Below are 22,253 nucleotides of genomic sequence, written 5' to 3'. Positions count from 1 at the left end.
GAGCCGTCATGTTTTCCGTTCGAAAACTCATTGGACCGGGGCGCCTGAAGCCCATCGCCGGGCTTATCATGGCCGTCGGCTTCACTGTTGCTCTTGTATCGGGACTTCTGCCAGGAGCCGATCCTGCATCCTCAGGGCATAGCATTGCTGGTGGGCCGGTGCATCAGGCAAGCTTCACGCCTCAAGGCGAGTGATCGCCTTGCCTAATCGCAATGCCGCGAACAAGTGGCATTGCGCCTGAGGCTATAGGAGGCGTCTCGCCAGGGCCTCGCATTGAGGGCGGATGTCTGGCACGGAATCGATTTCGAAGTAGGAAGCGCGGGCGAGCGGGCCTATCGCGAACAGACGCCTGGACGAGGTGTTCCCGTGGTTGAGCAAGCTGTCATCCTTGCTGAGCGCAAGACCTATAGGTACCTCATCTGGTTTGGCCATCCCGGTTTCGATCAGATGACGCATCACGGGATTGGGGCTCTGCCCCAGATTGCGAATGATGCCGCTGCAATCATAGATGCGGCCGGCGTCGATCTTTTCAGCTCTTGTCGCACCACGTCGGCGCAAAGCGACCTCATAACCATTCGCACCTGGCGAAATTTCTCCGAGCTTAGCGGCAATGAGTTCTACGCGGCCGCTGGCGATCGCTGCATCCAGACGGTCGCGTAACTGCGGAGCGAGGCGATGTCGGTGCGCATCCCAGTAGGGTTTTCCGTGCCGTAGAAAACGATTGCGATCCGCGATCGAGAGGCTTTTCCAGAGGCGTTGCGTGAAGGGGCGAAGCCCATCAACCACGTCACGCCAGCTGCCGCCATTCTCCATGTGCAGGGACGCTTTTGTCCGCAGCCATCGCATGATGGCGGAAAGCGGTGCGCCAAAAGGTATCTCGTCGTCCTCCAAAGGAGTCGGTTTTGTCGGGCCGTGCGACAGCGGCGTCAGGCCGCGACGCGATACGGCCCGAATGACGCCGGCCTGACTACGGCTCTCTAATTCCAGCCAGGTGTCGATCATGCTCAGGCCTGTGCCGACAATAAGCGTATCGCCATCATAGGGCCTCGAGTTGTCGCCGGCGCGTCCCAATTTGACCGAATGTTTGAAAGCCGGCGAGGGTGTCTCGTCATGGCCTGTCGCAAGTACAACGAACGTCGCGCCCATCTTGGTGCCGTCGTCGAAAATTAATTCTGCCTGCGTGTCATTTTCCTTTATCGCGACGCATTTCGCCTTGAAAATACAAAATCGCGGATCAGCTTTGTGCCGCTCGATGATGGATTTAAGGTAGTTGCCGTAGAGCATGCGTGGCATGTAGCGGGTGGGAAGGTCGACGTCATCATATCCGTGATCACGTAGCCAATCGATGAAATCGTCAGGACGAGTTTCAAGTGCGCTCATCCGGGCAGCCTGGACATTCAGGATGTGCTCTGGCTGATTGGTTCCGTAAGCGAGGCCTAACCCGGCCTCGTTGTTCTGCTCGATGAGGACGATGCGCAAATCATCCCGGTCGCTTTGCAGGAGGTGATTGGTGAGAATGACGCCGCTCGCACCGCCACCGACAATGGCGATAGTGGTCGTCTCGATCTCGCTCATGCACGTACTGCCCGCTCTGCGTTCCAGGAACGCAATCATCGTTGGATTTTATTCTACCTATTCCACTTCTTTCCCCGACGGAAGATGCAATTCCTCAGAATGCCGTTATCTCACATTGCCAATGGAAATATGCTGGCGCGAGTAACGGCAATTGCACCGCGATCCTTGGCATTGACCGGAACATCAGGGGGGACATCGAGCTCAACCGTCTCGCCGGTGTCGAGATCGGCTACGATGCGTCGCGAACCAGGGCGATCGATGACGCGAGATACGGTTGCAGCAATGCCTTTTCCGTCCCACGCCAGATCACCGGGACGCGCATAAAGCTCGGCCGGGCCGTCAATGCAACCAGGTGCTGCGATACGCAGGTCGGCAATATGCGCGACGCCATTGTGAACGCGTACCTCCAGACGGTTCGCGTCGCCCAGGAAACGCGTCACAAAGGCGGAATTCGGGTGGCGGCAAATCTCATAGGGGCTGCCGTGCTGCACGATCTCGCCCTCTCTCAAAATGACCACGCGATCGGCCAGATCTAGTGCTTCTTCCTGATCATGCGTGACGAAAAGCGTCGTAATGCCAAGTTCGTCATGAATCTCGCGTAACCAGCGACGCAGTTCACGCCGGACATTGGCGTCGAGTGCGCCGAAGGGCTCGTCGAGGAGAAGAACCTTTGGATCCACGGCGAGAGCGCGCGCTAAGGCGACACGCTGACGTTGACCGCCGGAGATCTGAGCGGGAAAGCGTTCCCCGAGGCCCTTCAGACGCATAAGGTCGAGAAGTTCTGCGACGCGAAGATTGATTTCGTCCTTGCTGCGCCTGGTCTTCGAGACTTTCATGCCGAAGGCGATATTTTGTGCCACCGTCATGTGCGGAAAAAGTGCGTAGTGCTGGAAGACGAAGCCAACGCCGCGGTTGGCAACGGAAATTTCGGTTGCGTCTTGCTCTCCGAAATAAATATGTCCGGCATCGGCATATTCCAGCCCGGCGATCATGCGCAGTATTGTCGTCTTGCCGGACCCGGAAGGGCCCAGCAACGCGACGAGTTCGCCGCTTTCGATATTGAGTGAAACGCCTCTTACGGCGCGAAACGTATCGAATGTCTTTTCGACGCGATCGAGTTTGATTTTCATGATTTCTCCTCGATGGCAGCCGGTTTCGCAACCAGAATGGGACGGGTGCGGTGGCCTGCTCCGTAGCGCTCAAGCAGCAGCTTGGCGGCGATGGTGACGAGTGCGAGCAATGTCAATATTGTCGCGGCGGCAAAGGCGCCCACCGTCTGGTAGTCGTGATAAAGCAGTTCGATGTGCAGCGGCAGGGTATTCGTTTGGCCGCGAATATTGCCGGAGACAATGGAGACGGCACCGAACTCGCCCATTACGCGGGCATTACAGAGTACTACGCCGTAAAGCAGGGCCCAGCGAATGTTCGGCAAGGTAACCATGAGAAATGTGCGCCAGCCCGAGGCGCCAAGCGACGTTGCAGCTTCCTCCAGATCGCGCCCCTGCGCCTGCATCAGCGGGATCAGTTCCCTGGCAACGAAGGGTGCTGTGACGAACATGGAAGCAAGCACGATGCCTGGAAGAGCAAAGAGGATTTTTATATCTGCGGATTGCAAAGCGGGTCCGAACAGGCCCTGCAAACCATAAACGAAGAGATAGGCCACGCCGGCAACGATCGGCGAAATCGAAAAGGGGATTTCGATGATGAGCAAGAGCAGGCGCTTGCCCATGAAATCGAACTTGGTAATAGCCCAGGCTGCCGCGATGCCAAAGATCGTGTTGACCGGAACGGCGATCAGCGCAGTAATGAGCGTCATGGCGATGGCGCTTTGCGTATCGGGATGCGCGATGGCCTGAAGAAACACCGGCACACCGCGCCCAAAGGCCTGACTGAAGATAATGGCCAACGGCCCCACCACGATGATCGCACCTGTCAGTAACACGAAGGCGAGCAGGAAGCCTCTGGTACGCGGATCATCGCCGACGCGTGGTGGCCTGTTGCGTTTGATGGCGCTCATTGGCTGTTCTCCGTATAGCGGAGGGCCCGGGACTGCGCCATGTTGGTCACTGCAAGCATCACGAAGGCCGATATCAGTATGACCGAGGCGATTGCCGATGCAGAAGCGTAGTCATATTCTTCAAGTCGAATGAAGGTTAGCAGAGCGGTGATCTCCGTCTCCATGGGCTGGTTTCCGGCAATGAAGATGATTGCACCAAATTCGCCGAGGGCGCGGGCGAAGGACAGGGAAGTGCCGGCGAGAAGAGCAGGCAGAAGAATGGGCATCATGACTTTTGAAAAGATCGTTCCGTCGGATGCGCCGAGTGATTGTGCGGCTTCTTCCAGCGCCGGATCGAGTTCCTCCAGAACTGGCTGCACAGTGCGCACGATGAAGGGCAGGCTGGTGAAGGCCATCGCAATCATTATACCGAGTGGTGTATAGGCGACGTTGATACCGATCGCCGCCAGCGGCGACCCGAACCAGCCATTCGAGGCAAACAGCGTCGTCAGCGCAATGCCGGCCACGGCCGTAGGCAGCGCAAATGGCAGATCGACCAACGCATCGACGAGACGCTTGCCGGGAAACTCATAGCGTACCAGAACCCATGCCAGTGCCAAGCCGAATACAAGGTTGAAAAGGGTAGCGAAAAGGGCGCTTGTCACGGTGACTCGATAGGTCGCAACGGCACGTGCGGAAGAGACAATGTTCCAATATTGCTCAGGCCCAAGGCTCGCGGCCTTGAACAGCAGTGCCCCGATCGGCAAAGCGACGATCAGGGCTGTATAGAAGAGGGTTATGCCGAGGGCCAGCGGGAAACCCGGCAGAATGCGACGTTTCACCTCAGATCCTTACTCAGCGGTTGCCGTATATCTGGTCGAGTTGAGCGCCGGAAGCGAAATGCTCATCCTGGATTTTGTCCCATCCGCCGAAAACATCGTCCACGTTGACGAGACGGATTTCCGGGAATTGCTCTTTGAACTCGGCGGAAACTTTCTCATCGTGTACGCGATGGCCTTGCTGGGCAGCGATGCGCTGGCCTTCTTCCGTGTAAAGGAAATCCAAATAGGTTTTTGCAGCTTCCTGCGTGCCGCGCTTCTCCGCAACCCTGTCGACGATTGCGACCGGAAACTCGGCAAGAAGACTGACCTGCGGGGCAACGGCCTCGACCTTGTCCGCCCCAAACTCACGCGCGATTCCACGTGTTTCCGCTTCGAAGGTCACAAGAACGTCGCCGATATTGCGCTCAACAAAAGTGGTTGTGGCGGCGCGGCCGCCAGTGTCGAAGACAGGAACGTTGGCAAAGATCTTCTTTACGAAATCCTGAACCTTCTCAGGGTCGTCGTTGAAGGCTTCTTTGGCGTAAGCGGTAGCAGCCAGATAGGTATAGCGTGCATTGCCGGATGTCTTCGGGTTCGGAAAAACGACCTTCACGTCCTCGCGGGCCAGATCGTCCCAGTTCTGGATGTTTTTCGGGTTGCCGGGGCGCACCAGAAAAGACGGGAAGGAGTAGTAGGGTGATGCGTTGTTCGGAAAATCTGCCTGCCAGTCTTCGGAGACGAAGCCGTTCTTGACGAGGAAGTCGATGTCTGTGACCTGATTGAAGGTGACGACGTCTGCCTCGAGTCCTTCCACGATGGCACGAGCCTGCTTGGAGGTGCCGGCATGGGATTGATCGATGGTGATGTTTGGATGCCCCTTGGTAAAGGCTTCGTTCTCGGCGGCGAAGAGTTCGCGGGCGATATCATAGGAGGCGTTGAGCAGCTTGGTGTTCTCCTGCGCACTGGCAGGAATAACCAAGGATGCCGCCAGAAGGGCAGACGCGAGAAGAGTGCGTTTCATCGAGAACTCCGGGAAAGCAATTTTTTCTAAGATAGAAAATGATTTCCCTGCGGAAGAGATCGAATTTGGCGCCTTCCAATCTATCTTCGCAATAGAGTTCTCAATGTGAAGGAATTTTAGAAATCTATTCTCTCAGCGTGCAGAGGCGGTCTGTTCGGCCATGCGACGTACGGTCAGATGACACTCCTCCGCGCGCTGACCAGCTCCAGTCACGTCTCCGCTCATGATCGCATTTATGAGTGCAAGGTGTTTTTCCGCGACGCTCGCCAAGCCTTGTTCTGAACGAAAACGATACCAGAAGCGTCGCGCATGCGCTTGAAGTGGGGCGGCGGCGCGTGCAGCGAAACCGTTTGCGGATGCCTGAGCGATCGCCAGATCGAGATTGGACTCAGCTTCCAGGTAGCTGACGACATTGCCTGAGACGGTGGCACGCTGCATATTTAGAGCGGCTTTGCGAAAAAGGTCGTTCTCCAAGGGCGGGAATCGTGCGGCCGACCGCGCAAGAACGATCTTTAGCCCAAAAGCCGCATCCAGAACCTGAAGCCAGTCGGAAATGTGCAGTGGGCTAATTGCGATACCTGAACGCGGGCGAATTTCCGCGAAGCCCTCAAGGGCGAGGCGTTGCAGCGCTTCACGAACGGGCGTTCGTCCCATGTCGAGCCGCTCAATGAGGGCTCCTTCCGTCATCAGCGCTCCGGGCAGGAGCTCAAGACGCACAATCATCTGCTGAAGGCGAACATAGGCAATTTCCGAGGCTGCGACCGTGCCGGGGGTCGGGCTATGGGATGAGGGCATGCGGTACACTTTCGAAACATCTGCTTGGCAATGATATATCAAAAATATTCGACGTGCACCTCTTTCCGTGGAGATCCTTTTCAAGAATATATCAAACCATAGAAGGCGGATGTCGCCGGAAGCGGGGATGATATGGGAGAATTGAAGCCGTCGGTCTTGGTCGCCGGCGCTGGCATTATCGGCATTGCAAGCGCGTGCACCCTTGCGAGCCGTGGTCATCAGGTACGTGTCGTGGATCGCCTCGGAATCTGCGAGGGAACCAGTTCGGGTAATGCAGGCGCCTTCGCTTTCAGCGATCTCCTGCCGCTGGCGCAGAAGGGGGTGCTGACCAAGATACCGAAATGGCTTGCCGATCCGCTCGGGCCACTTTCAATTCCGCCTGCATACTTCCCGAAGCTTCTGCCGTGGTTCGGGCACTTCCTGCGCGCTAGTCAGGTAAAGAACCGCGAGCGATCAATCACGGCGCAGGCTTCGTTGATGGCCCTTGCCCGTGAAGAATGGTATGCCTTGATGCAGCGCTCGGGCACAAGTGGCATGCGTCGCGCAGAGGGCTCGCTGGAGTTATACGAGACGGAACAGGGATTTCGCGCGTCTCTTCCAGGTTGGGATGTTCGGGTACGTAACGGCATCTCTTTCGAGCATGTGTCGGGAGCGCGCCTGGCCGAGCTTCAACCTGGTCTCGACAAGCGCTTTCGGCGCGGCACGTTCGTGCCAGGCTGGGAAACTGTCGACGATCCGAAGCTATTAGGCGAAGTGCTTTGGAAATATGCCGAAAGCCTTGGCGCAGTGTTCGAGCAGGCGGAGGTCGCCGGACTTTCGACGGGGCAGACATATGCCAACCTGCATCTGGCGGATGGCAGGACGCTCACGGCAGACAAAGTCGTCATCTGCGCCGGAGCATGGTCTCACCAGTTGGCGCGACAGCTTGGTGATCGGATCCCATTGGAGACGGAGCGCGGTTACAATAGCACGCTGCCGCTTTCGGCTCTGGATCTCAAGCGACAGCTGATCTTTTCTGAACATGGATTTGTCATGACCCCGCTTTCCATCGGCATCCGGATTGGTGGGGCAGTCGAACTTGGTGGGCTGGAACGCGGACCCGACTATCGTCGTTCGGAAGCCATGCTGACGAAGGCGAAAACCTTTCTTCCCGATCTGGACATTTCCGGAGGCAGGCAATGGATGGGGTATCGTCCTTCCCTGCCGGATTCGCTTCCCGTCATTGATTACGCCTCGCGCTCGAGGGCAGTCATCTACGCCTTCGGTCATGGCCATCTTGGCCTGACACAGGCGGCTGCGACTGCCAAGCTTGTCAGCGAACTTGCAACCAATCAAGTTGCCGGCATTGACCTTTCTCCCTTCTCCGCCACCCGCTTCTGAAAGCTCATCTCATGGTAAAGCATTCTTTCCATATCATCGACGGCCATACTTGCGGCAATCCGGTTCGTCTCGTTACCGGCGGAGGCCCTCTACTCGACGGGGCGACGATGATGGAGAGACGAGCACATTTTCTGCGAGACTTCGATTGGATCAGGACCGGGTTGATGTTTGAGCCGCGGGGGCATGATCAGATGTCGGGATCAATCCTTTATCCACCGACGCGCGACGATTGTGATGTGGGGGTTCTTTTTATCGAAACGTCCGGCTGCCTGCCCATGTGCGGCCACGGCACGATTGGAACGGTAACGATGGCACTAGAGCATGGTCTCGTTCGTCCGAAGACGCCGGGTCTGCTGCGGCTTGATACGCCGGCGGGCCTCGTGCTCGCCGCGTATCGACAGGAAGGCGAATATGTCGAGGAAGTGCGCATCACCAATGTGCCATCATTCCTTTACGCTGAGGAGCTTGCCGTGGAATGCCCGGTTCTGGGGCGTTTGACGGTAGATGTCGCTTATGGCGGCAATTTTTATGCCATTGTCGAGCCGCAGGCCAATTACAGCGATATGGCCGATTACGCACCGGGGGATCTCGTTGCTTGGGGCCGTGTGCTGCGCGACAGGTTAAACGAAGTCTACAGCTTCGTGCATCCCACACGGCCGGACATTAATCGCCTGACCCATATCCAATGGACCGGTAAGCCGCAGCACGAGCAAGCTGATGCGCGTAACGCCGTGCTCTACGGAGACAAGGCGATCGACCGCTCCCCTTGCGGCACAGGAACCTCGGCGCGCATGGCACAGCTGCACGGCAAAGGTAGGCTCGAGGTTGGGGAGGATTTCGTGCATGAATCGATTATCGGCTCGCTTTTTTACGGTCGGATCGAGAATGAGACGAAAGTAGAAGACAGGCTGGCGATAACGCCTTCAATCGGCGGATGGGCCCGAACTACCGGCTATAACACGATTTTTATTGATGATCGCGACCCGTTCGCACACGGATTTGTGGTCGCTTGAGGCATGCAATAGGACTTGCGCGGCATTTGGAAATGTGCAGGCTGAAGAATGGGAACAAAACCGATTGAAAGCGCATCAGAAGAAAGCGTATCAGTCTGGTTTTTGAAGAATAAAGGGGAATGCGACCGGCGGAGGCTGGTCCTTAGTCAGGGGCAACGGCTTCGGGGGAACGACCGTTCGGCACATCAGCTCATATTAGCTTTTGTCTACGTCGATCGATGTCGCGCCTGTAAACGTCGCCTCTGGATCAGGGGAACATTCCAGGATGCTTGCGTGCGCCGCGCCGCGCATTTCTGGGGGAGCGACGTAAACATGGATTATTTCATACAGCAACTGATCAACGGGCTGACGCTCGGTTCGATCTATGGGCTGATCGCCATCGGTTATACGATGGTCTATGGCATTATCGGCATGATCAACTTCGCCCATGGCGATATTTTCATGATCGGTGCCTTCGGTGCCCTCATTACCTTTCTTGTTCTAGTCGGACTTTTCGTGTCAATCACGGCTCCCATCGCCATCTTGCTGATGCTGATCGTGGCGATGCTTCTGACTAGCCTCTACAATTGGGTCATTGAAAAACTGGCCTATCGTCCACTGCGCGGATCGTTTCGCCTCGCGCCGTTGATCACGGCAATTGGCATGTCAATCGCGTTGTCGAACTTTGTGCAGGTCACGCAGGGCCCGCGCAACAAGCCGATCCCGCCATTGGTCACGTCGGTTTACAATGTCGGTGGTCTAACGATCTCGCTCAAGCAGATCGTTATCGTAGTCGTGACCATTATTCTGCTGACGATTTTCTGGTACATTGTTAATCGTACGCCTCTCGGTCGTGCGCAGCGCGCTTGCGAGCAGGATCGCAAGATGGCCGCTTTGCTCGGCATTGACGTGGACCGCACTATCTCCATTACATTTATCATGGGCGCCGCGCTTGCTGCGGTCGCAGGTACGCTCTACCTCGTCTACTATGGCGTCGTCGTGTTTTCAGACGGCTTCATCCCAGGCGTGAAAGCCTTTACGGCTGCCGTGCTCGGTGGCATAGGCTCCATACCGGGTGCCGTGCTCGGCGGCTTGCTGATCGGCCTGATCGAGTCGCTTTGGTCCGCCTATTTCTCTATCGATTACAAGGATGTAGCGGCGTTTTCGATCCTTGCCATCGTGCTGATCTTCATGCCGTCCGGACTACTCGGGCGACCGGAAGTGGAGAAGGTGTAAGTCATGGCCCTCTCTTCTATTTCCAGTCAGGCCAAAGCTGACGGCTCCATCTATATCAAAGCGTTTCGCAATGCTCTCTGGGGTGGCCTGATCGCCTTCGGTCTCTTCGTCATGCTGATTGGTCTACAAACCGATCAGAACATGCAGAACCAGCTGATTTTGCGCTACCGCTGGGGCACGCTTGCCGTGGTGGTCGCCCTTGTAATGGTGGGCCGCTTCGTCATCACTGCGTTCATCGCTCCAGCCATTGCGGCACGCAAGGCAGTGAAGGCGAAGACGGTCGTCGTCGAAACAGAAGCCACCTTCCTGCGCAGGAATCTTATCCGCATAGGCATCCTTTTTCTGTTCATCTATCCCGCCCTGATGGTCATGCTCTTTGGCTTGCAGGGCTCCTTGAAATGGGTCGATAATTTCGGCATCCAGATCCTGATCTACGTGATGCTGGCCTGGGGCCTCAATATTGTTGTGGGACTCGCTGGTCTGCTCGATCTTGGCTATGTTGCGTTCTATGCGGTAGGTGCTTATTCCTATGCGCTGCTGGCGTCGGAGTTTGGGCTGTCCTTCTGGCTGCTTCTACCCGCGGCTGGCATCATGGCTGCCTTCTGGGGGATCATTCTGGGTTTCCCTGTGCTGCGATTGCGGGGTGACTATCTAGCGATCGTGACACTCGCGTTTGGTGAGATTATTCGCCTTGTGCTGATCAACTGGCGCGAAGTGACCAACGGTTCGGCTGGCATCTCGGGCATTCCGAAGGTCGACTTTTTCGGCCTCATCGCCTTCGACATTTCGTCCCCGGTCTATATAGGCAAGATCCTGAATCTTCCGCCTTCAGGCGTCTATTACAAGATTTTTCTTTATTACTTGATCCTTCTTTTGGCGCTGCTGACCGCCTATGTCACGATCCGCCTGCGGCGAATGCCGATCGGCCGGGCCTGGGAAGCGCTGCGTGAAGACGAGATCGCTTGCCGCTCGCTGGGCATCAATACGACGAACACGAAATTAACGGCATTCTCGCTGGGCGCCATGTTCGGTGGCTTTGCGGGTGCTTTCTTTGCTGCCCGACAGGGCTTCGTCAGCCCAGAATCCTTTGTCTTTCTCGAATCCGCGGTTATTCTGGCAATTGTGGTTCTCGGAGGCATGGGATCTCTGCCCGGCATTGCGATTGCTGCTGCCATCATGATCGGCGGGACGGAGCTGTTGCGCGAACTGCAATTCCTCAAGCTGATCTTTGGACCCGGCTTTACGCCGGAGCTCTACCGCATGCTGCTCTTCGGTCTTGCCATGGTTATCGTCATGGTTTGGAAACCGCGCGGCTTCGTATCAAGTCGTGAGCCGACGGCATTTCTGAAAGAACGCAAGGCCGTTTCCAGTGCCTTCACCAAGGAGGGCCACGGCTGATGGTTGAAACGGTAACAATTGCGCGCGACGTGGTTTTGTCGGTCGAGCATCTTTCCATGCGCTTTGGTGGGTTGAAGGCTATTGACGATCTGTCTTTCGACGTTCGCCGGGGCGAGATCACCGCGCTGATCGGCCCCAATGGTGCTGGCAAGACGACGGTGTTCAACTGCATCACGGGCTTCTACAAGCCGACCGAGGGCATGCTGACGCTCAAGCGCAAGGATGGCCATGCTTTCCTGCTCGAGCGCTTGCCTGACTACGAAATCCCGGCGCGCGCCAAAGTGGCGCGGACGTTCCAGAATATACGGCTGTTCTCCGGCATGACTGTGCTCGAAAATCTTCTAGTGGCGCAGCATAATGCGTTGATGAAGGCTTCGGGTTTCACGATTCTCGGTTTGCTCGGCTCTAGCAGCTATCGGAATGCCGACGAGGCTTCAATCGAACTTGCGAGCTACTGGCTCGAAAGGGCCGATCTTTTAGATCGCGCGGATGATCCGGCCGGTGACCTCTCCTATGGGGCGCAGCGCCGCCTGGAGATTGCGCGCGCCATGTGCACCAGACCGGAACTGCTTTGTCTCGATGAACCAGCTGCAGGTCTGAATCCGCGTGAGTCGGCGGAACTCAATGTTCTTCTCCGGTTCATTCGCGACCAAAGCGATACGTCTATTCTGCTCATCGAGCACGACATGTCGGTGGTCATGCAGATTTCCGATCACGTCGTCGTGCTCGAATATGGCCGCAAGATCTCCGATGGTGATCCGGAAAGCGTCAAGAACGATCCGAAGGTTATTGCCGCCTATCTCGGCGTTGAGGACGAGGAGGTGGAAGAAGTTCTCGTCGAAGTCGGGGATGAACAGATTTTGGAGCAACTCGAATCTGTTCCCGTGGGCGATGCGGCTCCTCAAGCTTCTGCAAGCATGTTCGCGCCACCTGTCGCTGGCAGTATCGAGCGAGACGACGGTGATGCCGCTGCGTCGCCGGCCGCATCGAAGGCTGCGCAGGTCGAAAAGGGAGCTACGCCTGCGACCAAGAAAAGCGGAGAAGAAGACAAATGAATGCAACACCGCTTTTGAAGGTTGATGCTATCGAAACCTATTACGGCAGCATTCGTGCGCTCGATAAGGTGAGCATCGATGTCAATGAGGGTGAAATCGTTACGCTCATTGGGTCCAATGGTGCGGGCAAGTCCACCCTGATGATGACGATCTGTGGCTCTCCCCAAGCGCGCAGCGGCTCTGTTACCTTCCAGGGGCAGGACATAACCCGCCTGCCGATGCACGAGATTGCGCGCATGCGTATCGCGCAATCGCCAGAAGGACGCCGAATATTCCCGCGTCTGACGGTGCGGGAAAACTTGCAGATGGGCGCGAGCCTCGACGATCTGAAATACTACGATGAAGACGTCGAGCGCATCTTCACGCTGTTTCCGCGGTTGAAGGAGCGTATCAATCAGCGCGGCGGCACGCTGTCGGGCGGAGAGCAGCAGATGCTGGCGATCGGACGCGCTCTGATGGCACGGCCAAAGCTGCTTTTGCTTGACGAACCGTCGCTTGGGCTGGCCCCATTGATCATCAAGCAAATCTTCGACGCGATCCGTGAGTTGAACCGAACGGAAGGTCTAACCGTGTTTCTGGTCGAACAGAACGCGTTTGCCGCCCTCAAGCTGGCACATCGCGCCTATGTTCTGGTTAATGGCAGGGTCACTATGAGCGGACAGAGTCGCGAACTGCTGACCAACCCGGAAGTCCGCGCCGCCTATCTGGAAGGAGGGCGTCACTGATGGCTTCGCCCTCGACTTCAACACTTGCAGGAGGACGCTGACATGCAGGGCATTTTATACGAAGAAACCTCTCTCTGGAGCTTTCTTTTCGTAACTGTCGTCCTTGGCGGCTGGACTGCGTGGATGACGGGCCGAGCCTGTGCCCGGACCTGGCGGCCGGTCGTGCAGCTCATTCCTTACCTGATGCTGCTCGGGCTGTTCGTGCGCTTCATCCATTACGCGCTGTTTCAGGCCTCTCTGACCTCTCTGCATTACTATCTGGTGGATACCGTAATCCTTCTGATCTTTGGATTGATCGCGTTCCGCTTCACGCGGACGCATCAGATGGTCAGCCAGTACAGCTGGCTTTACGAGAAGACGTCGCCTCTGTCATGGAAGGACAAGGCGGCGAGTTAAGACTTTTAAAGCGGAATTTTCAGATAATCTTGCGCCTAAAAGAGCACGTGACAAACGGCCGATCAGCGCGCAAGATTTCCACTGGAGCGGCTGGGTGAGACGCGAAAGTGAAAACACCAATCTCACCTTCATCAATGGGAGCGTTTCAATGAAAAATTATCTTATGTCGGCTGTGGCCGCCGGTGCGCTGATGGCGTTCTCAGGTGCGGCATGGGCAGAAATCATTGTTGGCGTCGGTGGCCCGGTTACGGGACCGAATGCGGCGTTCGGCGCGCAGTTGCAAAAGGGTGCGGAGCAAGCTGCAAAGGACCTCAACGAAGCCGGGGGCATTAATGGTGAACAAATCCGGATCGTCATCGGCGACGATGTTTCCGATCCCAAGCAAGGGGTTTCGGTAGCCAACAAGTTCGCTGCGGATGGCGTGAAATACGTCGTGGGCCATTTCAACTCGGGCGTATCGATCCCGGCTTCGGAAGTCTATGCCGAGAACGGTATTCTTTCCTTCTCGCCTGCCTCAACCAATCCGACCTACACTGAGCGCGGCTTGTGGAACACCTTCCGCACTTGTGGCCGTGACGACCAGCAGGGCGCTGTCGCCGGCAAATATCTGGCCGATAATTTCAAAGACGCCAAGATCGCGATCATCCATGACAAGACGCCTTATGGTCAGGGTCTTGCGGATGAAACCAAGAAGGCACTGAACGCAGAAGGCGTGACCGAAGCGCTTTATGAAGGCATCAATCCTGGCGACAAGGATTTTGGTGCTCTCGTCGGCAAGATGAAGAACGCCGGCGTCAGCGTCATCTACTACGGTGGCCTGCATACGGAAGCTGGGCTCCTGATGCGCCAGGCAAAGGATCAGGGACTGACCAATACCTTCATGTCGGGCGATGGTATCGTCTCGAACGAGCTTGCCTCAATTGCCGGTGATGCGGTGGAAGGCACGTTGATGACCTTTGCGCCGGATCCTCGCAAGCGGGAAGATGCCAAAGAACTGATCGAGAAGTTCCGTGCAGCAGGCGTCGAGCCGGAAGGCTACACGCTCTACTCCTATGCCGCGCTACAGGTCATCGCAGAGGCTGCCAAGGCCGTGGGTGACGCTAGCGATCCTCAGAAAGTTGCCGAGGAAATCAAGAAGGGCGGCACCTACAAGACCGCAATCGGCGAACTTTCGTTTACCCCGAAGGGCGACATCACCCGGCCCGACTATGTTCTCTACAAATGGGCAAAGGGTGAAGATGGCAGATACACCTATGCGGAACTGGACGCTGCCAGCAACTGACCGCTGAGCGTTTAGAAAGATGAAAGAAGCCGTCGCTTCCGAGCGGCGGCTTCTTTGTGTTTGTAATCTTTGCTGATCGAGTGATCGACATTTCTTGTAGATTTGCCGTTGCAGTCCCGGCCATCGCATCATCTTATATCCCTTGCCTTGGGCGAAACGCGCGCTAGAGTGCGCTGAACAATTGATTTTTTGTGGATACTAAAGTTCGCGTGGGAGGCGTGCATGAAGATCAACAAACTGCTTGTTGCCAACAGGTCCGAAATCGCGATTCGCATATTTCGTGCGGCCAATGAACTTGGCATCAAAACGGTGGCGATTTGGGCGGAAGAGGATAAATACGCCTTACACCGCTTCAAGGCAGATGAATCCTATCAGGTCGGACGTGGACCCCATTTGCCAAAGGACCTTGGACCGATCGAGGCCTATCTATCGATCGAGGAAGTTATTCGCGTTGCCAGGATGTCGGGTGCCGATGCAATCCACCCAGGTTACGGGCTGCTCTCCGAGAGCCCTGAATTTGCAGACGCCTGCGCTCAAGCTGGCATTATCTTCATTGGTCCCAAAGCTGAAACCATGCGTCGCCTGGGCAACAAGGTCGCGGCGCGGAATCTCGCGGCACAAGTAGGGGTACCGGTCGTTCCTGCTACCGAACCGCTGCCTGACGACATGAGCCAGGTCGCAAGGCTTGCTGCCGAAGTTGGCTATCCTCTGATGCTCAAGGCGTCGTGGGGCGGCGGCGGTCGTGGCATGCGCGTTATCCGCGCCGAAGCTGATCTCTCCCGCGAAGTGACGGAAGCCAAGCGCGAAGCCAAGGCGGCGTTCGGAAAGGACGAGGTCTATCTGGAAAAGCTCGTAGAACGTGCGCGCCATGTCGAGGTGCAGGTGCTTGGAGACACGCACGGCAATGCTGTGCACCTGTTCGAGCGGGATTGCTCGATCCAGCGGCGCAATCAGAAGGTCGTAGAGCGTGCGCCTGCACCCTATCTTGATAATGCCAAACGGGCGGAATTAGCCGAATATGCGTTGAAGATCGCACAAGCCACTGATTATATCGGGGCAGGTACCGTTGAATTTCTGATGGATGCCGATACACAAGCCTTCTATTTCATCGAGGTCAATCCGCGTATCCAGGTCGAGCATACCGTAACTGAACAGGTAACGGGCATCGACATTGTGCAGGCGCAGATCAAAATACTCGAAGGGGCTGCAATCGGCACGCCGGAGTCGGGTGTTCCCGCTCAGGAAGATATCCGCCTGAACGGCCACGCATTGCAATGCCGGATTACCACAGAAGATCCGGAACAGAATTTCATTCCCGATTATGGCCGCATCACCGCCTATCGCGGCGCGACTGGCTTCGGCATTCGGCTTGATGGCGGTACGGCCTATTCCGGCGCTGTCATCACCCGTTATTACGATCCGCTGCTTGAAAAGGTCACGGCGTGGGGCGTTACTCCGTCGGAGGCGATAGCGCGCATGCACCGCGCACTACGCGAATTCCGCATTCGGGGCGTTGCCACCAATCTGACCTTCCTTGAGGCGATCGTCACTCATCAGAGCTTCCATGACAACACCTATACCACCAAGTTCATCGATACCACGCCGGAACTGTTCCAGCAGGTCAAGCGCCAGGATCGCGCAACCAAGCTTTTGAATTATCTTGCCGATGTCTCGGTCAACGGTCATCCGGAAACGCGGGGTCGCAATGCGCCCAAGGAGGATTGCGCCGCGCCTGTCGCTCCGTATTTTGACAAGCCCATCCTCGACGGCACGCGCCAGCGCCTCGACGCGCTTGGCCCCGTCGGCTTTTCCGACTGGATGAGGAAGCAGAAACAGGTTCTCGTAACCGACACAACAATGCGGGACGGTCACCAGTCACTTCTCGCCACCCGCATGCGTACCTTCGACATTGTCGGCGTAGCGGACGCCTATGCCCGGGCGTTGCCGCAACTCCTATCGCTCGAATGCTGGGGTGGGGCGACCTTTGACGTGTCCATGCGCTTTCTCACGGAAGATCCGTGGGAGCGGTTGGCTCTGGTACGTGAAAAGGCGCCGAATATTCTACTGCAAATGCTGCTGCGCGGCGCAAATGGTGTCGGCTATACGAATTATCCCGATAATGTCGTCAAGAACTTCGTGCGCGAAGCGGCCGGGGGCGGCATCGATCTTTTCCGTGTATTCGACTGCCTGAACTGGGTCGAGAACATGCGTGTTTCGATGGATGCGGTGCTGGAGGAGAACAAGCTCTGCGAGGCGGCAATCTGCTATACGGGTGACATTCTCGACCCTGATCGGGCCAAGTACGATCTGCGCTACTACGTCGACATGACCAAGGCTCTGGAAAAGGCGGGCGCGCATATCATCGCCGTAAAGGACATGGCGGGGCTACTCAAGCCAGCGGCTGCGAAAAAGCTTTTTGCGACGCTGCGCGCGGAGACGGATCTGCCCATCCATTTCCACACGCATGACACGTCCGGCATTGCCGCTGCGACTGTGCTGGCCGCAGTCGAAGCGGGCGTCGATGCCATTGATGCGGCGATGGATGCGTTTTCGGGCAATACTTCGCAGCCTTGCCTCGGCTCCCTGGTCGAGGCGCTGCGCGGCGATGACCGCGATACGGGTCTCGATCCCGCAGCTATCCGCCGCATTTCATTCTACTGGGAGGCCGTGCGCAACCAGTATGCGGCCTTTGAAAGCGATCTGAAGGGACCGGCCTCGGAAGTTTATCTGCACGAGATGCCGGGCGGTCAGTTCACCAACCTGAAGGAGCAGGCGCGTTCGCTCGGGCTGGAGACGCGCTGGCACGAGGTCGCGCAGGCCTATCATGATGTCAATCTCATGTTCGGTGACATCATCAAGGTAACCCCGTCTTCCAAGGTTGTCGGAGACATGGCGCTCATGATGGTGAGCCAGGATCTCTCGGTGGCGGATGTCGAAAATCCAGCCAAGGACATCGCCTTTCCCGATTCCGTCATCTCAATGTTGCGCGGGGACCTCGGGCAATCACCCGGCGGCTGGCCAGAAACCTTACAGAAGAAGGCTCTGAAGGGCGCGACGCCCATCACGGTGCGTCCCGGTTCGCTTCTCGACGCTGCGGACATGGCGCGGGACCGGGCCAATCTGGAGGAAAGGCTCGGGCGCAAGGTCACGGAGCAGGAGTTCGTCTCCTGGCAGATGTATCCGAAGGTGTTCACTGATTTTGCCGCAGCCTCAGAAGAATATGGCCCGGTAAGCGTTTTGCCCACACCGGTCTATTTCTACGGCATGGGCCATGAAGAAGAAATCTTCGTGGAAATCGAACGCGGCAAGACGTTGGTGGTGCGTTGCCTTGCCATTGGTGAGACCGACGATCAGGGCATGGTCACGGTTTTCTTTGAACTGAACGGTCAGCCGCGGCGTATCAAGGTTCCGGATCGCAATATGGCGGGCGCTTCGAAGGCGCGGCGTAAGGCGGAAGCAGGCAATGAGGCGCATGTCGGCGCGCCGATGCCGGGCGTAGTCTCAACTCTCTCCGTCAAGCCCGGCCAGAAGATCTCGGCCGGAGACGTGCTTTTGTCGATCGAGGCCATGAAGATGGAAACTGCCCTTCATGCCGAGCGCGACGGCGAGATTGCGGAAGTGCTTGTCTCTTCAGGCGATCAGATTGACGCGAAAGATCTCCTGGTTGTTTATGCTGCATGAATAGAAAGCCGGTGGATTTCTCTGCCGGCATTCTTCGTTTAACGGCTCATCGCCTGTAGCCATTCGTCGATCCAGGCAGCGCGATTTCTCGCGACCTCGCCTGGCGCGATCTCCAATGCTTTGGTGGGGTTCACCAATGTCTCGAACGCTGCGGGCAAAGGTTTCGACGTCCTGGCGGCCGGCAGCATCCACTGCGTCTGGGGAATTATATCCTGGAACTGCGGGTTGGTGAGGAAGGTCATGAAGGCCTTGGCGTGGGAATTATCGGCACCTTTCTTCGTCAGCGCCGCAACCTCGATCTGTAAATAGTGACCTTCCTCGAACGCTGCTGCCTTGTAGCGATCTTCATTATCCGCAATCAGATGATAGGCTGGCGAAGTCGTGTAGGAGACGACCATAGGCGCCTCACCGCGTGTGAACAGGCCGTAGGCTTCCGACCAGCCTGGTGTCACGGTGAGCACGCGATCCTCTAGTTTTTGCCAGGCAGTGGAGGCACTATCGCCATACACCGCCTTGATCCAAAGCAGAAAGCCAAGGCCGGGTGTCGAAGTGCGCGGATCCTGCAAGATGATTTTTTCACCTGGATCACCCTCGACTAGATCCTTCAGGCTCTTTGGCGGATTTTTCAGCTTCTCGCTATCGTAGACCACGGCGAAATAGCCGTAGTCGAAAGGTAGAAAAGTGTCGTCGATCCAAGGGTTTGGCAGCGAGAGAGTATCGGTTGCGACCGCGTGAGGGACAAAGAGGCCCGTGCTGCGCGCCTCATCCGTCAGGTTAGTATCGAGGCCCAGTACGATGTCTGCTCGCGAGGATACCCCCTCCAGCTTGATCCGGTTAAGCAGCGCCACCCCATCCGACACCGCAACGAAGTCGATACGGCAACCGCACTCGGCTTCAAAAGCCTGCTTGACTTTCGGCCCCGGACCCCAGTCCGAATTAAAGCTCTCATAAGTGTAGATCGTCAGGTCCTGCGCCATGGCAGAAGAGCCAAACACCAGACCAGCAAAAGCAAGCGGAATCGATCTTCGCATCACTATCCTCCAGATTTCGAAGAGAAAGCGCGAGCAGTCATACCGCGCGTCTAATTCCCTCCGCCGGTTTCAACCGGATCAGGTTCAACGGGTTGGCATCGCGTTGCCTCTCAGCCGTATGAAACGGCACCCCGATTAGCACTATTAGGAATACTGCCCGTACCCTCGTAGCGCAAGCGCTGTTGGCGGGTGGGGCTGTGCATGCTAGAGGCTTGCGACAGATCGATATCGACGACATCAACCGGATTTTCCGCCGACATGAGCGACCCTGTTTCCCATTGCGTCATCCTGCTCGGTGGCGAGGTTTTCCCGACTGAGCGGCTGCGCGAGCAGATATCCGGTGCCTTCGTCATCGCAGCGGATTCCGGCATTCGTCATGCGATGACCCTTGGTGTGGCCGTCGACGCATGGGTTGGCGATTTCGATTCTGCCGACAGCGAAATGATCGACTCCTATAAAGATCTGAGGCGAGAATCTTTTCCAGCCGAAAAAGACCAGACAGACGGCGAACTCGCCATCAATCGTGCGCTTGCTCTGGGTGCGAGACGACTTATATTGGTAGGTGCCTTTGGCGGAGCGCGTAGCGATCATGCCTTTTCGCATCTGGCGAGCGCTCTTCGGCTGTCGCAGCGCGGGATCGAGGTGCTGCTAACCAGCGGCAGGCAGGAAGGTATTCCTCTGCGTCACGAAACGCGCGCTTTCGATTATGCGCCCGGAACCATTTTCTCCATTTTACCTTTCGGCGATCTCGATGGCCTCGATCTCGATGGCGCGAAATGGCCCTTGAACAAGCGACATGTTGTTTTCGGTTCGTCGCTTACTTTATCAAATCGGGTAACGACGCATCTCGTTGTAACTCTGAAGGCGGGCAGGGCGATGCTGATCGCTCACCCGCATCCTGCACAGGATTTTTAGCATATGGCTCAACCGCCGCTTCTCCGCCTCGATGCCATCAAGCTCACCTTTGGTGGGACACCGCTATTGACCGATGCAGGATTATCGGTCTCCCCCGGGGAGCGCATCGCTCTGGTAGGACGCAATGGCTCGGGTAAGTCCACATTATTGAAGATGGCTGCCGGCCTCGTCGAGCCCCAGGATGGCGAAGTCTTCCGCCAACCTTCCGCTACCGTTCGTTATCTCGAACAGGCGCCTGACATGAGCGCATACAAGACGGTACATGATTACGTCATCGCGGGTCTTGGGCCGGCAGACGATGCCTATCGTGCGCATTATCTGCTCGATCATCTCGGATTGACCGGTGAAGAGGCGCCCGGCCAGCTTTCCGGCGGCGAAGCGCGACGTGCAGCGCTCGCCCGCGTTCTGGCCCCGGAACCGGATGTTCTGCTCCTCGATGAACCCACCAATCATCTTGACCTTTCAACTATTGAGTGGCTGGAAGAGGAATTGCAGCGCTCATCCTCGGCCATCGTTCTGATCTCCCATGATCGCCGCTTTCTGGACAATGTCACCCGATCGACCGTCTGGTTGGATCGCGGCACCACACGACGCATGGAAAGAGGTTTTGCGCATTTTGAGGAATGGCGTGACAAGGTCATCGAGGAAGAAGAGCGCGATCAGCACAAGCTCGCCCGTGAAATCGCCCGCGAGGAAGACTGGATGCGCTATGGCGTGACGGCGCGGCGCAAGCGTAACATGCGTCGTGTCGCGGAGCTGGCTGCACTGCGTTCCAGGCACAAGAGCTATCGCGGCCAGGAGGCAGGAGCCTCGATGGTTGCTGCCGAGACGGCGGAGTCCGGCAAACTGGTGGTCGAGGCGCTGCATATCTCGAAAGCCTATGGGGAACGCAAGATCGTCACCGATTTTTCGATCCGCATCCAGCGTGGCGATCGGCTGGGTCTGGTCGGCCCAAATGGGGCAGGTAAAACCACGCTTTTGCAGCTCTTGATCGGCGACATGAGGCCGGATGAAGGGCGTGTGCGCAGCGGTGTCAATCTGGAGGTGGCGACGCTCGATCAGAGCCGCTCGCTTGATCCGGAGGACACGGTTGCGCATTATCTCACGGACGGGCGCGGCGAAAGCCTCGTCATCAATGGTGAGCAGCGCCATGTAGCCTCCTATATGAAGGACTTCCTGTTCAAACCGGAACAGATACGCACACCGATCAAGGCACTGTCAGGCGGCGAACGTGCTCGACTCATGCTTGCGCGGGCGTTGGCAAAACCTGCCAACGTGCTTGTGCTTGACGAACCCACCAATGACCTCGACATGGAGACGCTGGATCTGTTGCAGGAGTTGGTTGCGGGCTTTCCCGGTACGGTCGTTCTCGTCAGTCACGACCGCGATTTCCTCGACCGGACGGTGACGAGCGTGCTGGCGCCTGAGAGCGATGGCATGTGGATCGAATATGCGGGTGGTTATTCCGACATGCTAGCGCAGCGCAGGCAGAGGAGCTTCGATGAAAAGGCCATCAAGCAGAGCAGGCGCGACGATAAGCCGAAGGTCGAGCAAGTCAAATCCTCCACGGTCGGTGCCAGGAAACTTTCCTACAAGCAGAAATTTGCGCTGGAGACGTTGCCGGGAAAAATTGAGGCTGCGGAGAAAAAGATCGTCGAGATTGAACGTCGGATGGCCGACCCGACGCTCTATCAGCGCGATCCGTCGGGCTTCGCCGGGCTTTCGGCTCAACTGGAAGCCGAGCGGGATGGTAAAGCGATGATGGAAGAGGAGTGGCTCGAGCTCGAAATGCTACGCGAAGCGATTGAAGGCTGATGATCAGGGCGAGAACCCTTGTGCTGCAAGGGGTTCTAAGGTGGCTAACGAGAAAAATCGAAATTCATGGGGTTTTTTTGATTTTTGTGTTTGACATGAGTGTGTTTGTGGGATTAGAAGGTGGCCATCGACGGGGCGC

19 protein-coding genes and 1 riboswitch are annotated in these 22,253 nt (G+C 56.9%); of the genes, 12 read left to right on the top strand and 7 right to left on the bottom strand.

Annotated elements, in window-relative coordinates:
• Positions 1 to 8: 8 nt before the first annotated feature.
• On the top strand, positions 9 to 194 hold the full coding sequence (locus tag IE151_RS10890; RefSeq protein ID WP_189490052.1) for a hypothetical protein: 186 nt from the start codon (positions 9 to 11) through the stop codon (positions 192 to 194).
• Between the two features lie 49 nt (positions 195 to 243).
• On the opposite strand, the gene IE151_RS10885 is transcribed toward IE151_RS10890, so the two are convergent.
• The 6 genes from IE151_RS10885 to IE151_RS10860 all read right to left on the bottom strand — a co-directional run bounded on the left by IE151_RS10885 (position 244) and on the right by IE151_RS10860 (position 6,208).
• Positions 244 to 1,575, bottom strand: a complete 1,332-nt coding sequence (locus IE151_RS10885) for an FAD/NAD(P)-binding protein (protein ID WP_189490051.1) — start codon at positions 1,573 to 1,575, stop codon at positions 244 to 246.
• A gap of 110 nt (positions 1,576 to 1,685) precedes the next feature.
• Positions 1,686 to 2,705 (bottom strand): sulfate/molybdate ABC transporter ATP-binding protein, encoded by a 1,020-nt coding sequence (locus tag IE151_RS10880; RefSeq protein WP_189490050.1) that lies wholly within the window; start codon positions 2,703 to 2,705, stop codon positions 1,686 to 1,688.
• Positions 2,702 to 3,592, bottom strand: coding sequence for a sulfate ABC transporter permease subunit CysW (gene cysW / locus IE151_RS10875; RefSeq protein ID WP_189490049.1), 891 nt, complete (start codon positions 3,590 to 3,592; stop codon positions 2,702 to 2,704). The genes IE151_RS10880 and cysW overlap by 4 nt, the downstream gene beginning before the upstream one ends.
• Positions 3,589 to 4,413: a sulfate ABC transporter permease subunit CysT gene (gene cysT, locus IE151_RS10870; RefSeq protein WP_189490048.1), complete on the bottom strand. Its 825-nt coding sequence runs from the start codon at positions 4,411 to 4,413 to the stop codon at positions 3,589 to 3,591. Before cysT ends, cysW begins: the two co-directional genes overlap by 4 nt.
• A 13-nt stretch (positions 4,414 to 4,426) precedes the next feature.
• Positions 4,427 to 5,413 carry a thiosulfate ABC transporter substrate-binding protein CysP gene (gene cysP, locus IE151_RS10865; protein WP_189490047.1) on the bottom strand — a complete coding sequence of 329 codons (987 nt, stop codon included), beginning with the start codon at positions 5,411 to 5,413 and terminating at the stop codon, positions 4,427 to 4,429.
• Positions 5,414 to 5,545: 132 nt separating this feature from the next.
• Positions 5,546 to 6,208: a GntR family transcriptional regulator gene (locus IE151_RS10860; RefSeq protein WP_189490046.1), complete on the bottom strand. Its 663-nt coding sequence runs from the start codon at positions 6,206 to 6,208 to the stop codon at positions 5,546 to 5,548.
• Between the two features lie 132 nt (positions 6,209 to 6,340).
• On the opposite strand from IE151_RS10860, the gene IE151_RS10855 reads away from it, so the two are divergent.
• From IE151_RS10855 to pyc, 9 genes are all read left to right on the top strand, one after another.
• Entirely contained in the window at positions 6,341 to 7,588 is a 1,248-nt protein-coding gene (locus tag IE151_RS10855) for an NAD(P)/FAD-dependent oxidoreductase (RefSeq protein ID WP_189490045.1), read from the top strand.
• 11 nt (positions 7,589 to 7,599) lie between these two features.
• Entirely contained in the window at positions 7,600 to 8,601 is a 1,002-nt protein-coding gene (locus tag IE151_RS10850; protein ID WP_189490044.1) for a 4-hydroxyproline epimerase, read from the top strand.
• A gap of 312 nt (positions 8,602 to 8,913) precedes the next feature.
• Entirely contained in the window at positions 8,914 to 9,816 is a 903-nt protein-coding gene (locus IE151_RS10845; protein WP_189490043.1) for a branched-chain amino acid ABC transporter permease, read from the top strand.
• A gap of 3 nt (positions 9,817 to 9,819) precedes the next feature.
• Positions 9,820 to 11,214, top strand: a complete 1,395-nt coding sequence (gene livM, locus IE151_RS10840) for a high-affinity branched-chain amino acid ABC transporter permease LivM (RefSeq protein ID WP_189490042.1) — start codon at positions 9,820 to 9,822, stop codon at positions 11,212 to 11,214.
• Complete coding sequence (locus tag IE151_RS10835) at positions 11,214 to 12,269, top strand: ABC transporter ATP-binding protein (protein ID WP_189490041.1); 1,056 nt, start codon at positions 11,214 to 11,216, stop codon at positions 12,267 to 12,269. The genes livM and IE151_RS10835 overlap by 1 nt, the downstream gene beginning before the upstream one ends.
• Positions 12,266 to 12,994, top strand: a complete 729-nt coding sequence (locus tag IE151_RS10830; RefSeq protein ID WP_189490040.1) for an ABC transporter ATP-binding protein — start codon at positions 12,266 to 12,268, stop codon at positions 12,992 to 12,994. The genes IE151_RS10835 and IE151_RS10830 overlap by 4 nt, the downstream gene beginning before the upstream one ends.
• A gap of 42 nt (positions 12,995 to 13,036) precedes the next feature.
• A complete protein-coding gene (locus IE151_RS10825) occupies positions 13,037 to 13,390 on the top strand; it encodes a DUF6867 family protein (RefSeq protein ID WP_189490039.1) in 354 nt (117 codons plus the stop codon).
• Positions 13,391 to 13,538: 148 nt separating this feature from the next.
• On the top strand, positions 13,539 to 14,672 hold the full coding sequence (locus tag IE151_RS10820; protein WP_189490038.1) for a branched-chain amino acid ABC transporter substrate-binding protein: 1,134 nt from the start codon (positions 13,539 to 13,541) through the stop codon (positions 14,670 to 14,672).
• A 222-nt stretch (positions 14,673 to 14,894) separates the two neighbouring features.
• Complete coding sequence (gene pyc, locus IE151_RS10815) at positions 14,895 to 18,353, top strand: pyruvate carboxylase (protein ID WP_189490037.1); 3,459 nt, start codon at positions 14,895 to 14,897, stop codon at positions 18,351 to 18,353.
• A 38-nt stretch (positions 18,354 to 18,391) separates the two neighbouring features.
• Here pyc and thiB read toward each other — a convergent pair whose 3' ends face one another.
• The gene (gene thiB, locus IE151_RS10810; protein ID WP_189490036.1) at positions 18,392 to 19,384 is read right to left on the bottom strand and encodes a thiamine ABC transporter substrate binding subunit; all 993 of its coding nucleotides are present in this window, start codon (positions 19,382 to 19,384) and stop codon (positions 18,392 to 18,394) included.
• 38 nt (positions 19,385 to 19,422) lie between these two features.
• A riboswitch (TPP riboswitch) is annotated at positions 19,423 to 19,528 on the bottom strand.
• A gap of 114 nt (positions 19,529 to 19,642) precedes the next feature.
• Here thiB and IE151_RS10805 point away from each other — a divergent pair.
• Complete coding sequence (locus IE151_RS10805) at positions 19,643 to 20,299, top strand: thiamine diphosphokinase (RefSeq protein WP_189490035.1); 657 nt, start codon at positions 19,643 to 19,645, stop codon at positions 20,297 to 20,299.
• A 3-nt stretch (positions 20,300 to 20,302) separates the two neighbouring features.
• Entirely contained in the window at positions 20,303 to 22,114 is a 1,812-nt protein-coding gene (locus IE151_RS10800; RefSeq protein WP_189490034.1) for an ABC-F family ATP-binding cassette domain-containing protein, read from the top strand.
• The last annotated feature ends 139 nt before the right edge of the window (positions 22,115 to 22,253 follow it).

Origin of the sequence: Limoniibacter endophyticus (assembly GCF_014652835.1) — a bacterium.
Taxonomy (GTDB): Bacteria; Pseudomonadota; Alphaproteobacteria; order Rhizobiales; family Rhizobiaceae; genus Limoniibacter; species Limoniibacter endophyticus.
The sequence above is the reverse complement of the archived record's forward strand: the minus strand, read 5'-3'. Positions and strand labels throughout refer to the sequence as shown.

Bases quoted from the DNA above. Each gene is read 5' to 3' on its own strand.
- IE151_RS10880 (WP_189490050.1), bottom strand. From the start codon at position 2,705: ATGAAAATCAAACTCGATCGCGTCGAAAAGACATTCGATACGTTTCGC.
- IE151_RS10885 (WP_189490051.1), bottom strand. From the start codon at position 1,575: ATGAGCGAGATCGAGACGACCACTATCGCCATTGTCGGTGGCGGTGCG.
- IE151_RS10805 (WP_189490035.1), top strand. From the start codon at position 19,643: ATGAGCGACCCTGTTTCCCATTGCGTCATCCTGCTCGGTGGCGAGGTT.
- pyc (WP_189490037.1), top strand. From the start codon at position 14,895: ATGAAGATCAACAAACTGCTTGTTGCCAACAGGTCCGAAATCGCGATT.
- IE151_RS10850 (WP_189490044.1), top strand. From the start codon at position 7,600: ATGGTAAAGCATTCTTTCCATATCATCGACGGCCATACTTGCGGCAAT.
- cysP (WP_189490047.1), bottom strand. From the start codon at position 5,413: ATGAAACGCACTCTTCTCGCGTCTGCCCTTCTGGCGGCATCCTTGGTT.
- IE151_RS10855 (WP_189490045.1), top strand. From the start codon at position 6,341: ATGGGAGAATTGAAGCCGTCGGTCTTGGTCGCCGGCGCTGGCATTATC.
- IE151_RS10835 (WP_189490041.1), top strand. From the start codon at position 11,214: ATGGTTGAAACGGTAACAATTGCGCGCGACGTGGTTTTGTCGGTCGAG.
- IE151_RS10890 (WP_189490052.1), top strand. From the start codon at position 9: ATGTTTTCCGTTCGAAAACTCATTGGACCGGGGCGCCTGAAGCCCATC.
- cysW (WP_189490049.1), bottom strand. From the start codon at position 3,592: ATGAGCGCCATCAAACGCAACAGGCCACCACGCGTCGGCGATGATCCG.
- thiB (WP_189490036.1), bottom strand. From the start codon at position 19,384: ATGCGAAGATCGATTCCGCTTGCTTTTGCTGGTCTGGTGTTTGGCTCT.
- IE151_RS10820 (WP_189490038.1), top strand. From the start codon at position 13,539: ATGAAAAATTATCTTATGTCGGCTGTGGCCGCCGGTGCGCTGATGGCG.
- IE151_RS10860 (WP_189490046.1), bottom strand. From the start codon at position 6,208: ATGCCCTCATCCCATAGCCCGACCCCCGGCACGGTCGCAGCCTCGGAA.
- IE151_RS10800 (WP_189490034.1), top strand. From the start codon at position 20,303: ATGGCTCAACCGCCGCTTCTCCGCCTCGATGCCATCAAGCTCACCTTT.
- IE151_RS10830 (WP_189490040.1), top strand. From the start codon at position 12,266: ATGAATGCAACACCGCTTTTGAAGGTTGATGCTATCGAAACCTATTAC.
- IE151_RS10825 (WP_189490039.1), top strand. From the start codon at position 13,037: ATGCAGGGCATTTTATACGAAGAAACCTCTCTCTGGAGCTTTCTTTTC.
- IE151_RS10845 (WP_189490043.1), top strand. From the start codon at position 8,914: ATGGATTATTTCATACAGCAACTGATCAACGGGCTGACGCTCGGTTCG.
- livM (WP_189490042.1), top strand. From the start codon at position 9,820: ATGGCCCTCTCTTCTATTTCCAGTCAGGCCAAAGCTGACGGCTCCATC.